The following is a 13,737-nucleotide window of genomic DNA, read 5'->3' as shown; positions in this document are numbered from 1 at the left end:
GCGTCGCTTGGGCATTGAAAACGTATGAATTTAAACCCCGCCGATGCCCGATTTGCCGCGCTGATCCAATCGACAATACGCGACGATGTCCTGCGCCCCGTTGAAGAACGGTATTTGGAAGAACCGCGCGGGCGGTTTTCCGGGCAGATCGGGGTGTTGGCTGTTCCCGACAGCGCCGAAGAGGTTTCCGCACTGGTGCGGTTGGCTTCGGAGGAGCGGGTGCCGGTTGTACCCTATGGCGGTGGCACAGGATTGGTAGGCGGGCAGGTGATGTCAGATGGCCCACTCCCTTTGCTGGTCTCTTTGGAGCGAATGACAGCCATTCGGTCTGTTTTCCCGACCGAGAACATCCTGATCGCCGAAGCCGGGGCCATTTTGCAAGACGTTCAGACAGCGGCCGAGAATGCGGATCGGCTGTTTCCGCTGTCATTGGCGGCGCAGGGGTCGTGTCGGATCGGGGGCAACCTTTCGACCAATGCCGGGGGCGTTAATGTCTTGCGCTATGGCAACGCACGTGACCTGTGTCTGGGGCTTGAGGCGGTGTTGCCCAATGGCGAGATATGGCATGGGCTGAGCCGGTTGCGAAAGGACAACACGGGCTACGATCTGCGGGACCTTTTGATCGGGGCCGAAGGCTCGCTGGGGATCATCACGGCAGCGTCCCTTAAGCTGTTTCCAAAACCTGCTGCGCAGGGCACGGCGATGTTTCAGGTGGCTTCGCCCGAGGCGGCCATCGACCTGCTGGCGCTGGCCCGAGATCAGGTGGGCGAGACTGTCAGTACGTTTGAGCTGATCCATCGGCAAGGACTCGATTTCCTGACCGATGTCCTTCCGGATGTTCGCCAACCTTTCAACACACCGACAGAGTGGAGCGTGTTGATTGAATTGGGACTTGCAAAGGGGCAATCATCGTCAGCCGCGTTGGAGGAGATTTACATCCGCGCTGAAGAGCGCGGTCTGGTTCAAGATGGGGTGATTGCGCAAAGCGAAGCGCAGCGCGCTGATCTGTGGGCGGTTCGCGAACACATTCCCGAGGCCAACCGCCTGATCGGATCTGTTTCGAGCCATGACATCTCGATACCGATTTCCAGGATTCCAGACTTTATTCGCAAAGGTGGGCAGGTGATTGCTGGCCTCGGACCGTTTCGGATCAATTGTTTCGGACACCTTGGCGATGGCAATCTGCATTACAACGTGTTCCCGCCCAAAGGGCAAAGCCGATCAGAGTTTGACACGGAAAGGGGCGCGATCAAGCAGGCTGTACATGATCTGGTTGACGCTTTTGACGGCTCGGTCAGTGCTGAACATGGGGTGGGGCGTTTGAAAACGGACGATCTTGAACGCTATGGCGACCCGGTAAAGCTGGGTGCCATGAGGGCCATCAAGGCAGCTTTGGACCCACAGGGGATCATGAACCCGGGCGCGGTCCTCAAAGGGTGAACACGGCCCATGATACGGGCCGTGTCTTTAAACGGTTTTACGACGCAGGCAGGATCACTTTGTCGATCACGTGGATCACACCGTTCTTGGTTTCGATGTCAGCCTGAACAACGTTGGCATCATTCACCATCACACCCGAGTCCAGATCGATTGTGATATCACCGCCCTGAACGGTTGCGGCAGTCATATCATCGGTCAGATCACCGGACATCACTTTGCCCGGTACGACGTGGTAAGTCAGGATAGCAACAAGCTGGTCCTTATTTTCCGGCTTGAGCAGGTCTGCGACTGTGCCTTCTGGCAAAGCCGCAAACGCGTCGTCTGTTGGGGCAAATACGGTGAATGGCCCTTCGCCTTTCAGCGTGTCAACTAGTTCGGCCGCTTGCACGGCGGCTACGAGAGTTTCAAAGCTGCCAGCGGCAACAGCGGTATCAACAATGTCTTTGCCATGGCCGTCGGCCAAAGCGGTAGTGCTGAACAGGATCGTGGCGACACCAGCGGCGGCGAATTTGCGGAACATATGAGGGTCTCCCTTGGTAAGAATGCTCGAAACAGCATCAACCGAGGTACGCGGCATCCTCACAGCAAGATCACTTGTTTTGCGCCGAATTGTGGGTTGAAGGAACCGAAAGCCGCGCTAAGCCAGCGTGGCTTTCATAGTCCAATCACGCTTTTGTGAAGATTTCTGTGTCAGAGCCCCTCAAATTCGCACAGTATGTGCACGTCCATTCCCATCTCTTCCAGAACTTTACGACCTCCGAGATCGGGCAAGTCGATGATGAACGCGCATGAGACGATCTCGCCCCCAAGCCGTTCGATCAGCTTGATGCCCGCCGCCGCTGTGCCGCCTGTGGCCAGCAGATCATCGACAACCAGAATCTTTTCGCCGGGTTGGATGGCGTCGTCGTGGATCTCAACAATCGCTTCACCATACTCCAATTTGTAGTCCTGGCTGATTGTGGTGCCGGGCAGCTTACCTTTTTTGCGGATCGGCACAAAGCCAACGCTTAGCTGATGCGCAATCGCACCGCCCAGGATAAAGCCCCGCGCTTCCAGCCCCACCACCTTGTCTATCCGCTCACCGGCATAGGGGTGCAACATCTGGTCAATCGCCATCCGAAACCCGCGGGGGTCGGCAAACAAGGTTGTCACATCGCGAAACATGATCCCTTCGTGGGGAAAATCGACAATTGTTCGGATGTAATCTTTGACAGATTTGTTTCTGGACATGGGCCAACCCTTTTAGCGTCAAAACACACCAAGGTGTTTGGCCCATCAAACAGCCCCGCGCAAGGTTCTAATCCGGCGCAACTTTCATGAGCGAGGGGTCATGATGGCCCTAGGCAAGCTTTTGTAGCGATAGAGCGCAGCGGGTAACCAGGACAGGTGCGGTTTGCGCCAATTGCGTTGATCTCGCAATAGAAATGCCTGAGCAGTATGAAGGTTCATTGCCATATTCCTTTTATTGTTGTTAAGTGCCCGATAACGACAATCACTATGCTATGTATATACAATGCATCGCCGAAAATTGCAAGGTCTGCTGGGGGGCAACGCGCGTGGCAAAGAAAGACGGCAAGGGATCAAACAAGAAAAACAGTCAGTTGGTCCTGCGTCTGGATAAAGACGAACGGGACGCTTTTGTCGAACTGTGTAAAGAGCTGGATACCTCAGCCGCGCGAGAAATTCGCCGGTTTATCCGTGGCTTTATGAAAGAACACGCAGAGGATTAGAATGACCTCAGGCCGGGCGGCGTAGAACTGCCGTGGCGACTCCCATCCCTACCAAGGTCAGCCCGCCAAACCGTGTCATTGCTGATATGACACTCGCACGGCCAATCAGGCGCCGCAGTCGGTCGGCCAACAGCGCGTAAGCTAATGCGTTCAGCCAGGCCAGCCCCACGAATGTCACGATCAGGATGGCGAATTGCGGACCCAGCGGTTCGGTCGGGCGCAGAAACTGCGGAACAAAAGCGATGAAGAAGGCAATGGATTTCGGGTTTAGCGCGGTCACGGCCGCAGCGTGCCCAAACACATTGCGCGCAGTCACGTCGCGCGCGGTATCAATTGTGCCTAACCCTCCGGCAGGTGCACTGCGCAACAGTTTGATCCCGAGCCACACCAGATAGGCGGCCCCAACCCATTTGAGTACCGAAAACAAGGTCGCCGAGGCCAGCACCAATGCGCCCAACCCCAGCAATGAGGCTGTCATGGCCACCAGATCACCCACAGCGACCCCGGTCGCCGAAGCAACCGCGACGCTGCGCCCCTTGGACAGGGCATAGCTAAGCACCAGCAAAACGGTCGGGCCGGGGATAAGCAGTAAAGCGGTGGAGGCGGCAACAAAGGCCAGCCAAAGATCAAATTGCATCGCAGAAGTCCTGATTTGACGGTCTGAGATTGAGAGAATCAGCTTCAGGAATCAAGTCGCATATGCACGACGTATCAGCAGCATGCCTTTCGCGCTTGGCTGTGAAACACAAAAATACTCAAATGCTTACTCGGGTTTTATTAGTTTCGCGACAAAACATTCAATTTGTGTTATGGTTGCGCCGCATTTTTTTGTTTCGATTTTAAAATAGGAGGTTCGTCATGAAACTTATCGTTTCCGTTTTTCTGTTGGGCATATTGCTGATCCCGACTGTCGCCTCTGCGTGCCCGGACGGCTACTTTAATTGCGGCGGAGACCTGTGCTGCCCCAATCCTCAGAACTAGTTCAGAGGATATGACATGCCTAAATTCAATTTGCGGTACGCCGCCGTCGTCGTTGTTGGTTTAGCTGCGTTTGGTGCTGGTAAAGCACTCCTGTTCAACGCCAACGAATCGGATTTGCGGTATCAGAAGTTCAGCGTATCCGAAGGTCAGTTGAACGGTCCGGTGCTGGGTGGTGCCTTTGCGTATAACCACATTTCGGAAGAATTCGAACCACAGATGATTTGTGAACTTGTTGTCGGTGGCAACCAAGTTGGGCCGCATCCGGTTTCGATCCACAGTTCAAGTCTGATTGCCCTAGGTTGGAACGGTGCATGGGATTCCATCACGGAATATGTCGGCGACAAGATTGGTGAAGCCATGCAGATCTCTGGTGCTGACGCCAAATGGCAATTCCAGAAACAATTCTGGAAGGCAAAGAACGGTACATCATTCGATGAGTCCTGCCGTTCAAAGGTCGAGGAATTAGCCAGGGATCCGAACTTTTCGGTATTCTTGGTCGAAACACTGTTCTTCGATCAGGAGGCCCTTGACGACATGGAAATGGTGCAATTGTCGCAAACGTCGATAATCTTCAGCGGATGCGAACCAGAATGCCAAGCGCCGGTGCCGGTCAAATCAGTACTCAATCCCGGTTGGTTGACGCGGTCCAAGGACGAATGGGGTATCGTGCGTATCCATTAGTCGCAAGCATTCCCTTGATTGCCTCAAACTGGGACTAAACGACCGCCCTGTGATTTCATCTAGCTTGGCTACCAACGCCAGTTGGCGCTGATCCGGCTTGGATAGTATCGCTATTCCGTTGCCTGATCGCTGCCATGCAGGCCAGACGCGTGCTTGATCCCAGTTGGCGAGTAGGCCATTGACCATTTCGAGGCTCAATCCAGTTGTCCGAGGACAGAATGCATCCCTGTCCAGTAAGCAATCCCATTCTTTTGACGCCGGGCGTATTCGTTCCCGGCTAATTGATGCGTTCTGCGGAGGAAGCTTCCGATTCAACGCCAGCTAGGTTCGCCTTAAAGCCAAGATTAAGTCTCCTCCATCTTCCTTGAATTGCAAACGCCCTCTACCAGTCTATGGTGCGAACAAGTCTAAATGAGGCTGTGATGGAACATAGCGAATACGCAACTCCCGGTAAGGTTCCCAGGACGGGTCTGATGACCAGCCGATGGAAAATCGCGGGCATTGTATCCATTGTTCTGATCACAACGCTCTACGCCGCTGTGGTCGGGTACATGTATCTGAACCAGCGCGCGCTGCTGTTCAAACCTTCGGGAGTACTTCCCGAGCCTGCCTCTGTCGGATTGGTCGATATCGATGTCATGACGAAGTCCATGGAGGATGGGACAGAACTGACCGTCTGGGCAGCGCCCGCGGCCACTCAAGGTGCACCGACCGTATTGTTCCTTCACGGCCAAAGCGGCAATTTGGGTGACCGCGCGGACAGGTTGCGTGAGATACTGAACAGCGGGTATGGGCTGCTGGCACCCAGTTATCGCGGATACCCCGGCAGCACAGGCACACCTTCCCAAGCGACCTTGGTTTCGGACGGATTGGAGCTGTTTGACCAACTTTACGACGCCGGAGAGGCGGTTGTTTTGCACGGCCAAAGCCTCGGTACGGCGGTCGCGGCGCAAGTGGCGGCACAACGACCCGAAGCCACGATGTTGGTGCTGGAAGCGCCCTTCACTGCAACCGTAGATGTGGCGGCGGAACGCTATCCGTGGCTGCCGGTATCGGCCCTGATGCACGACCAGTTTGCCACCCGCGACATCATCGGGACAATCGAGGTGCCGACGTTGATCTTCCACGGCACAGGTGATCAAACCGTTCCAGTGCATCACGGCGCGCGCCTTGCCAAGATGGGCGGCGAGAGGGTCGAGTTTTTCTTGATTCCCGGCGGAACCCACAACGAGTTGTGGTCATACGGCCTGTGGCAGACCGTTCAAGACCGCCTGCCACAGTACTGATTTCAGAGAATTCGCCCGGCGACCGCGTCCAGCTTGGCCAAAAGCGCCGGGTCGCGCTTTTCAGGGGCAGTCAGGATTGCGTATTCCAAGGCCCTATCACAGCCATGCGGGCAAGGTTCACGTTCAGCCCCCAGCAACGCGGGCAGACCCTTGACCAGAGCGCGACCCTTGTCGGCATTGCCTGTCAGAGTGGCAATGATGGTCGCAACGTCCACCTCTCCGTGGTCGGGATGCCAGCTGTCATAATCCGTGACCATCGCGATCGAGGCATAGCAAAGCTCGGCCTCGCGGGCGAGTTTGGCTTCGGGCATATTGGTCATGCCGATCACGTCGCAGCCCCATTGCTCACGATACATTTTCGATTCAGCAAGGCTCGAGAACTGCGGTCCTTCCATCGCCAAATAAGTGCCGCCGCGATGGATGGTGATGCCAGCGGCCTTGCCGGCGGTTTCGCAGGCATCCGACAGGCGCGGGCAGGTGGGATGGGCCACGCTTACATGGGCGACGCACCCCGAGCCGAAAAAGCTTTTCTCACGTGCAAAAGTCCGGTCGATGAACTGATCGACAATCACGAAGTCGCCGGGTGCCATGTGCTCGCGGAACGATCCGCAGGCTGAAACCGAGATCACGTCCGTCACGCCCAGCCGCTTCAACGCGTCGATATTGGCGCGATAGGGCACATCGGTCGGCGAATGCACGTGGCCGCGGCCATGACGCGGCAGAAAAGCCATTTCGACACCGCCCAGCGATCCGGTCAGGATTTGGTCTGACGGCGTTCCCCATGGGGTCTCAACCGCGACCCATTCGGCGTTTTCCAGCCCATCAATTTCATAGATGCCTGATCCGCCAATGACGGCAATCTTGGTTTGGGTCACTGTCCTGCTCCACGTCTTGCAATGCTATTGGATTTGTGCGGGCTTGCGCACAGTTTGACAAGAGGCCTAGTCCTGTTTTGGCAACAGGTTACGTTGTTGAGACTGCGCGGTGAAGTCAGCCCAAGCTGCGTCGAACATGTCCAGTGGCCACGTCAGATTCTGCGATTGTCCGTGCCTGTCGCGGAAAACAAAGCGATACGCATCCCCGGTTTGCATAGCATCCAGCAGGTCTTGTGCGCGTTGGTCTGCAAAGGTACAGCCAAGCCCCGTCAGGCATCCCGGACGCCGCGTGCGCCATATCGTTTCGTTATCTTTGTCGATGCGAAACCCTGACGGGTTGAAAAAGGTGCCGGGCTCCATCCCGAACTCAACTTTGAATCCTTCGGGTTCAGGCGTGATGAACACGAACTGTGCCGCAAACTTCGGCCGAAATGAGAAAACTTCTGCCCGCCGGATGTAGCACCGCTGTTTCAACGCACCATTTTCTTCGCGCTCGTCGCAGATTGAATTCCAGATCCCGAAAATCTCATGATGTGTCACGCGCCAGTTTCCGGCCGTGTCGTTGCCTTGCAAGTCCTGCGCAAGGGCGGGAAGGGCAGAGAAGAAAAAGAGTATGATCCAGCGCATGATCTCAGATTTGGTTGCTGGACCACAGTCCCGCAAATCACGTTGCTGCGAGGATGAGGTATGCGCCAAGAACATGGCTGCATCCCACTTGGTGCAGTAGCTTAAAACCCTCGTGTCCGCTACAACGTCGCCTTCGCGCGAACATAAAACCCTATAGGACTGACCAATGCCCCGAGCCTTGCTGGCAAGTTTTGCCAACCGCGTCGCCATGCCCGATCTGCGCTGGGTGCCTGATGAGGGGCTGACCTTCTCTCGCCTGCGGATCGAACTCTTGTCCGGCCTGACCGTGGCCCTTGCGCTGGTGCCCGAGGCTGTGGCTTTTGCCTTTGTGGCGGGCGTGCACCCTCTGGTTGGTCTGTATGCGGCGTTCCTGGTGGGCCTGATCACGGCACTGATCGGCGGACGGCCCGGTATGATCTCGGGCGCGACCGGCGCACTGGCGGTTGTCATGGTCGCGCTGGTGGCCGAGCACGGGGTCGAATATCTGTTTGCGACCGTAGTTCTTATGGGGATTCTCCAAGTCATTGCCGGGGCAATGCATTGGGGGCGTTTTATCCGTTTGGTGCCGCATCCGGTGATGCTGGGCTTTGTGAACGGCCTGGCCATCGTGATCTTTTTGGCTCAGATGGGTCAATTCAAAGTGCCCGGCACTATGGAAAACACCGGCCATGGCATGAGCGGCGGCGAGTGGCTGTCGGGGATGCAGCTATATACCATGCTGGGTCTTGTGGCGCTGACGATGGCTGTGATCTGGGTGATGCCGCGTGTCACACGCATCATTCCGGCACCGCTGGCCGGTATTCTGGTGGTCGCTGCACTGGTAATAGGTCTGGGTCTGGATGTACCGCGCGTTGGCGATCTGGCCTCGATTGAGGGCGGTCTGCCTGCGTTCCACATCCCGATGGTGCCTTTGAACTGGGAAACGTTTGAGATCATCCTGCCCTATGCCGTCATTCTCGCGGCCATTGGCCTGATTGAGTCCCTGCTGACCTTGAACCTGGTGGGCGAGATCACGGGCAAGCGCGGCGGGGCCTCGCAAGAATGTATCGCTCAGGGCGCGTCCAATATCGTGACAGGATTCTTCGGTGGCATGGGCGGTTGCGCAATGATCGGTCAGTCGATGATCAATGTGAAATCCGGTGGACGCACCCGTATTGCAGGTATTGCAGCTGCGGTTTTCCTGTTGATCTTCATCCTGTTCGCCTCGCCCCTGATCGAGCAAATCCCACTTGCCGCGCTGGTCGGTGTGATGTTCATGGTGGTGATCGGCACCTTTGCGTGGAACTCGTTCAAGATCATGCGCAAGGTGCCGCTGATGGACGCATTCGTGATTGTTCTGGTGACAGTAGTGACGGTGATGGAGGACCTTGCAGTTGCCGTTGTGGTCGGTGTCATCGTTTCGGCCCTGGCCTATGCCTGGAATAACGCCAAACGTATTCACGCCGTTACCCGGGACTCGGAAACTGAAAAAGGCGCGAAAGTCTATGAAATCCAGGGGCCGCTGTTCTTTGGATCTTCTGATGGTTTTATCGAACTGTTCGACGTACCGAACGACCCGGAAACCGTGATTGTTGATTTCGCCGAAAGCCGTGTTGTGGATCAGTCAGCCCTGCAGGCCATCGAAAACATCGCTGCGAAATACGAGGCGGCAGGTAAACGGGTCATGCTGCGTCATCTGAGCCGCGATTGTCACAAGCTGCTGAACAAAGCTGGCCACCTGATGATCGACAGTGATGACGATCCGGATTACGAGCTGGCGGTCGACTACTCTGTCCGTACCGGCATTTTGGGTGGACACTAGGCCTTTTGCGAGGCTCTGCCTCGCGCTCCGAGGTATTTTTGGCCAGATGAAGCAGGGGATCCATTTTTCATCTGGCGTCAAATACCTCGGGGGAGTCGCCCGGAACGGGCGGCGGGGGCAGCGCCCCCGGATCACGTCAATCGTCTGGGCGATTGAGTGAGAACAACTCTGACACGACCGAGTAATCCCGGTACCCAAGGCGTGCCAATGGTTGAAACGACGTCACATCAAACTTGCCGTTTCGGATGTGATCGTCGTGCAGGTGCACTCCGATTACTTCGCCAAATACAACTCGATTGGCTTCACCGGGTAGAGTGACGATCTGGGTGAGCTTGCATTCCAGTGCAGCAGGAGCCCCTGCAATCCGGGAACACGGAATGGTTTCGCATTCGATGGGTGACAACCCGGCATGTTCAAACTCATCAACGTCTTTCGGCAGTCCGGCCGAACTGGCGTTCATCGCATCCCGATGCGCATGAGCCACCACGTTTACACAGAAAACGCCGGTCGCTTCGATATTGGCGATGCTGTCCTTGCCTCCGTTCTGATCGTGCTTGGTGCCGGTTGTGGCAAACATCACTTGCGGTGGCGTGTAGGCGACGCCATTGAAAAAGGAATAAGGTGCCAGATTGTTGATCCCATTTGCATCCCGGGTTGAAATCCAGCCGATTGGACGCGGTGTGATAATGGCGTTGAACGGGTTGTGCGGCAGGCCGTGGCCGTCTTTGGGGCGATAGAACATCTGATCTCCAAGCGTTTGCCCAAGGCGTAGCGAAGTGCTAGGGCGATTTCCAGCAAGGAAAAGAGGGCAGGGTGCAGCAATTCGGGATCAGGCCGGAAGAGCCAGACGATTGGTGGGAGGTTGAGGCCCTTTATGACCTGTGCTTTGCGCCGGGTCGTGAGGCTTTGTCGTCTTATCGGTTGCGCGATGATGTGCCGCCGGTTGCGGGGCTGTCTTTGGTCGCGCGGGATGGTCAGGGTATTTTGGCCGGTGCAATCCGGTTCTGGCCCGTTCATGTCGGCGACCACGATGCCTTACTGCTAGGGCCGGTTGCCGTACACCCTACTCATCAGGGCGAGGGGCTGGGCGGGTATCTGATCCACGCAGGTGTTGACGCAGGGCGCACGCGCGGGTGGCAGCGGGTCATGCTGGTGGGCGATGAACCTTACTACAAACGGTTCGGATTCGCGCGTTTGAGTGGGGTCGAGATGCCGCCACCCACCAACCCTGACAGGGTTTTGGGATTGGAATTGAGACCCGGCGTATGGTCCGGGGTGCAGGGTGCAGTGACCCGTTGGAGCCGCTGACCTATTGAATCGGCGCCGCGCAACGCCGATGTTGATAGGCAGGAGGGCGTAGATGCAGAACGTGGTTCTTGTCGAAAACGTGGATGCCGAGGCCGAACTGGATCGTCTGGCGGATCACTACCGATCTGCCGGTGGTGCTGGTGTGAAACTCTTGAACAAGCTGGGCGGGTCAGCCGAGTCTTTGCTTGAGCAGTTGCCGGAACCGGTGCGGCATGGCTTGACCGGAGCAACCGAGCAGGCTTTGTGGCTCGCGATGCACGCTGCACAGGGTTCGCGGCGCGCTGTCCCTGATCAGCAGCCCTGGGTGAACACAGCCGTGACCACGGCCATGGGTGCGGCTGGCGGGATGGGTGGTGTCTCGACAGCTTTGATGGAACTGCCCGCAACAACCGCCTTGCTGCTGCGCGCCATTCAAGGGGCTGCAGCCCGCGAAGGGTTCGATCCCGCTGCGGAGAATGTGAAATTCGATTGCGTGCGGGTTTTAGCCGCTTCTGGTCCTTTGTCGCATGACGATGGGGCGGATCTTGGCTTTTTTTCGGTGCGCCTGACCCTGACAGGACCGGCTATACAGCGCCTGATCGCTGCTATTGCGCCGCGCTTTTCGATTGTTCTGGGGCAAAAGCTGGCGGCTCAGTCGGTTCCTGTACTTGGGGCTTTGGCGGGCGGCGGGACGAATTATGTTTACACGCGTTATTATCAGCAGATCGCGCGCGTGCATTTCGGTTTGCGGCGGCTGGCAATCGATGCCGATATTCCGCATGATGATCTGGTGCGGCAACTCGCGGCCCGCATGTAGATCACACTTCAGCAGACGCACCTGGCTTGGCGAAATCCACATCATGTGGTATACTTGTGGCAGCCTTCCACAAAATGAGTGTACTCGGATCTCATGTGCGAAGGGACATGGTACTGGCTGAAGGGGCCATCAAGCGATGAAGCCACGGCTGCTGCGTGTTGAGCATCTCAAATCTGCGGAACAACCCGTTTTGCAGCAAGCTGCAGCGCTGTGTTACCGGATCAAGGGGAATCGCCCCGAGGTCTTGCTAATCACGACACGCAGGGCGCAACGTTGGATTATTCCCAAAGGCTGGCTTATCCCCGGCTTGTCACGGGCTGACACGGCACTGCAGGAAGCGTGGGAAGAAGCAGGTGTAGCCGGTCAGAGTTTTGGGGAGCAGGTGGGGCAGTTTCTGCACCACAAGCACCGGCTGAATCGCCCGCCTGTACCGATTCTAGTGGATGTATTCCCGGTTCTTGTGCGGTCCGTTTCGCAGGATTTCCCGGAACAGGGGATGCGAAAACGCAAGTGGTATCCGCTCAAAAAGGCGGCTTTGAAGGTTCATTCTCCGGGCCTTGCCGAACTGTTACGAGACTTTAAGCCTTGCACACATTAAGATCGGGCCAGAGAGGCTTGATATTGTCATTCGGGTCGGTATCTATTCGCCAATCGATTTTTTGGACTGAACATGATTCAATACGCGTTGAAATGCAGTGAAGGCCACACGTTCGACAGTTGGTTCCAATCCGCCGAAGCCTACGACAAATTGGCTGCGGCAGGGATGGTTACCTGCGCGGTATGCGGGTGCGTGCACGTCGAAAAGGCGATCATGACACCGCGTGTCCGTCCGGCTCGAAACGCGAAACCCAAGCTTCAAGTGCCGCCTGCTGCGGATGAAAAGATCGACGTGGCCACACCTTCGCCCGAGATTGAGAAGGTTTTGTCCGAGATGCGGCGCCATGTCGAAGAGAACTCGGACTACGTGGGCAAGGACTTTGCCAGTGAAGCCCGCAAAATTCATCTGGGTGAGGCTCCGGACCGTGCAATCTATGGCGAGGCCAAGCCAGATGAGGCAAAGTCGCTGATAGAAGACGGCGTGCCTGTGGCGCCATTGCCCTTTGTACCCAGCAGAAAGACAAACTGAAACATGCACATCGTGATTACCGGTGCCAATCGCGGAATCGGCCTGGCGTTGTCCACGCGCTATAGTGACAGGGGCGACACCGTTACAGGAACCTCTCGCGATGGCAGCGCACAGCTGCGCCTTGATGTAACCGATCCCGCGCAACACGCTGCATTCGCAGAGCAATTGAGGAACCAACCCGTTGATCTTCTGATCTGTAACGCGGGCGTATATTTGGACAAAGGTCACACGATCAACGACTACCCGGCCGACATGTGGGCGCAGAGCTTTGCAACCAACGTTACTGGGGTATTCCTGACGGTTCAGGCTTTGTTGCCCAATCTACAAGCGTCGCGCGGAAAGGTGGCCATCCTATCTTCGCAAATGGCCTCGCATACCCGCGCACCGGGTGGCAGCTATATCTATCGCGCGTCCAAGGCGGCGGTGTTGAATTTGGGGCGCAATCTGGCGACCGACCTCAAAGACGACGGTATCGCCGTTGGAATCTATCATCCAGGTTGGGTCCAGACGGACATGGGCGGAGACGCAGCAGAAATCGACGTGGAACAGGCCGTATCGGGCCTGATCGAGCGGTTCGATGATTTGTCACTGGCCACCACAGGGTGCTTCGAAACCTATGATGGGCAGCCACACGCTTACTGAGAGCTCAGCGCAGCCTTGGGGATTTCGTAGACTTCGCCAGGATCAATATAGATCACCAACAGATCGCCGCGCGTTTCATAGGACATTTTTGAGGTCGAGCTGCTGGATTCAGGCACACCATCTTTGAAATAGATGTTACGCACCTGCCCGCCGCCTAGGCCGACTGCAAGTGTGATGTTGCCGTCGTCGTGGCGGCGCAACTCTGCATGGCAGCTTTGCAGAGGATCACCGGCGTTTGCGGCGCAAGGTACCGTGCCCAGTGCGTTTTGACCGTCGGTTCCAGCGACACTTGCGACCTGAGCCAAGGCTGGCGACGAAATTAGGGCGACGGCAAGGGCTAGGCGAAACATGAAGAACCTCTTGATATGGTTGTTGCCCGTAGGCTGACATTGCGTCTGCACAATGTAAAGCGGCCCTGCGCCGCAGGCTGGTGCCTTTTGCGCC

At 56.7% G+C, this 13,737-nt stretch carries 18 protein-coding genes; 11 read left to right on the top strand and 7 right to left on the bottom strand.

The features are described 5' to 3' along the window. Window positions 1–24 precede the first annotated feature (24 nt). Window positions 25–1,440, top strand: coding sequence for an FAD-binding oxidoreductase (locus tag GOV85_RS10785; RefSeq protein ID WP_171177869.1), 1,416 nt, complete (start codon window positions 25–27; stop codon window positions 1,438–1,440). Window positions 1,441–1,477: 37 nt separating this feature from the next. Here the strand turns inward: GOV85_RS10785 and GOV85_RS10780 are convergent, their stop codons facing one another. Both GOV85_RS10780 and GOV85_RS10775 read right to left on the bottom strand, forming a co-directional pair. After that, window positions 1,478–1,960: a fasciclin domain-containing protein gene (locus tag GOV85_RS10780; RefSeq protein ID WP_171177866.1), complete on the bottom strand. Its 483-nt coding sequence runs from the start codon at window positions 1,958–1,960 to the stop codon at window positions 1,478–1,480. A 170-nt stretch (window positions 1,961–2,130) separates the two neighbouring features. Then, window positions 2,131–2,670 (bottom strand): adenine phosphoribosyltransferase, encoded by a 540-nt coding sequence (locus GOV85_RS10775; RefSeq protein WP_171177863.1) that lies wholly within the window; start codon window positions 2,668–2,670, stop codon window positions 2,131–2,133. A gap of 326 nt (window positions 2,671–2,996) precedes the next feature. On the opposite strand from GOV85_RS10775, the gene GOV85_RS10770 reads away from it, so the two are divergent. Beyond that, window positions 2,997–3,170 (top strand): hypothetical protein, encoded by a 174-nt coding sequence (locus GOV85_RS10770; protein ID WP_171177861.1) that lies wholly within the window; start codon window positions 2,997–2,999, stop codon window positions 3,168–3,170. Window positions 3,171–3,177: 7 nt separating this feature from the next. Here the strand turns inward: GOV85_RS10770 and GOV85_RS10765 are convergent, their stop codons facing one another. Beyond that, window positions 3,178–3,807, bottom strand: coding sequence for a LysE family translocator (locus GOV85_RS10765; protein ID WP_171177859.1), 630 nt, complete (start codon window positions 3,805–3,807; stop codon window positions 3,178–3,180). A gap of 221 nt (window positions 3,808–4,028) precedes the next feature. Here GOV85_RS10765 and GOV85_RS21705 point away from each other — a divergent pair, with 221 nt between their 5' ends. The 3 genes from GOV85_RS21705 (at window position 4,029) to GOV85_RS10755 (ending at window position 6,118) form a co-directional block, all read left to right on the top strand. Beyond that, window positions 4,029–4,151: a hypothetical protein gene (locus tag GOV85_RS21705; RefSeq protein ID WP_256368547.1), complete on the top strand. Its 123-nt coding sequence runs from the start codon at window positions 4,029–4,031 to the stop codon at window positions 4,149–4,151. 15 nt (window positions 4,152–4,166) lie between these two features. Continuing rightward, window positions 4,167–4,832 (top strand): hypothetical protein, encoded by a 666-nt coding sequence (locus tag GOV85_RS10760; RefSeq protein ID WP_171177857.1) that lies wholly within the window; start codon window positions 4,167–4,169, stop codon window positions 4,830–4,832. 473 nt (window positions 4,833–5,305) lie between these two features. Continuing rightward, window positions 5,306–6,118, top strand: coding sequence for an alpha/beta hydrolase (locus GOV85_RS10755; RefSeq protein ID WP_245222955.1), 813 nt, complete (start codon window positions 5,306–5,308; stop codon window positions 6,116–6,118). Window positions 6,119–6,120: 2 nt separating this feature from the next. Here GOV85_RS10755 and GOV85_RS10750 read toward each other — a convergent pair whose 3' ends face one another. Together GOV85_RS10750 and GOV85_RS10745 are read right to left on the bottom strand one after the other, a co-directional pair. Then, complete coding sequence (locus GOV85_RS10750; protein WP_171177853.1) at window positions 6,121–6,993, bottom strand: S-methyl-5'-thioadenosine phosphorylase; 873 nt, start codon at window positions 6,991–6,993, stop codon at window positions 6,121–6,123. A 66-nt stretch (window positions 6,994–7,059) separates the two neighbouring features. After that, entirely contained in the window at window positions 7,060–7,695 is a 636-nt protein-coding gene (locus GOV85_RS10745) for an invasion associated locus B family protein (protein WP_245222981.1), read from the bottom strand. 91 nt (window positions 7,696–7,786) lie between these two features. Here GOV85_RS10745 and GOV85_RS10740 point away from each other — a divergent pair, with 91 nt between their 5' ends. Continuing rightward, entirely contained in the window at window positions 7,787–9,421 is a 1,635-nt protein-coding gene (locus tag GOV85_RS10740; RefSeq protein WP_171177851.1) for a SulP family inorganic anion transporter, read from the top strand. 136 nt (window positions 9,422–9,557) lie between these two features. Here the strand turns inward: GOV85_RS10740 and GOV85_RS10735 are convergent, their stop codons facing one another. After that, the gene (locus GOV85_RS10735; protein WP_171177849.1) at window positions 9,558–10,163 is read right to left on the bottom strand and encodes a flavin reductase family protein; all 606 of its coding nucleotides are present in this window, start codon (window positions 10,161–10,163) and stop codon (window positions 9,558–9,560) included. A 71-nt stretch (window positions 10,164–10,234) separates the two neighbouring features. On the opposite strand from GOV85_RS10735, the gene GOV85_RS10730 reads away from it, so the two are divergent. The 5 genes from GOV85_RS10730 (at window position 10,235) to GOV85_RS10710 (ending at window position 13,293) form a co-directional block, all read left to right on the top strand. Further along, window positions 10,235–10,729 carry a GNAT family N-acetyltransferase gene (locus GOV85_RS10730; RefSeq protein WP_171177846.1) on the top strand — a complete coding sequence of 165 codons (495 nt, stop codon included), beginning with the start codon at window positions 10,235–10,237 and terminating at the stop codon, window positions 10,727–10,729. A 52-nt stretch (window positions 10,730–10,781) separates the two neighbouring features. After that, a complete protein-coding gene (locus tag GOV85_RS10725) occupies window positions 10,782–11,525 on the top strand; it encodes an EcsC family protein (protein ID WP_171177844.1) in 744 nt (247 codons plus the stop codon). Between the two features lie 136 nt (window positions 11,526–11,661). Then, the gene (locus GOV85_RS10720; RefSeq protein WP_171177842.1) at window positions 11,662–12,123 is read left to right on the top strand and encodes an NUDIX hydrolase; all 462 of its coding nucleotides are present in this window, start codon (window positions 11,662–11,664) and stop codon (window positions 12,121–12,123) included. A gap of 72 nt (window positions 12,124–12,195) precedes the next feature. Next, a complete protein-coding gene (locus GOV85_RS10715; protein ID WP_171177840.1) occupies window positions 12,196–12,651 on the top strand; it encodes a DUF1178 family protein in 456 nt (151 codons plus the stop codon). Window positions 12,652–12,654: 3 nt separating this feature from the next. Beyond that, a complete protein-coding gene (locus GOV85_RS10710) occupies window positions 12,655–13,293 on the top strand; it encodes an SDR family oxidoreductase (RefSeq protein WP_171177838.1) in 639 nt (212 codons plus the stop codon). Here the strand turns inward: GOV85_RS10710 and GOV85_RS10705 are convergent. Next, window positions 13,287–13,643 (bottom strand): hypothetical protein, encoded by a 357-nt coding sequence (locus GOV85_RS10705; RefSeq protein ID WP_171177836.1) that lies wholly within the window; start codon window positions 13,641–13,643, stop codon window positions 13,287–13,289. The two genes, GOV85_RS10710 and GOV85_RS10705, sit on opposite strands and share 7 nt — an antisense overlap. Between the last annotated feature and the right edge of the window lie 94 nt (window positions 13,644–13,737).

Origin of the sequence: Ruegeria sp. HKCCA4633 (assembly GCF_013034605.1) — a bacterium.
GTDB lineage: Bacteria > Pseudomonadota > Alphaproteobacteria > Rhodobacterales > Rhodobacteraceae > Ruegeria.
Note: the sequence above shows the minus strand (reverse complement) of the source record. Positions and strands in the feature narration are given on the sequence as shown.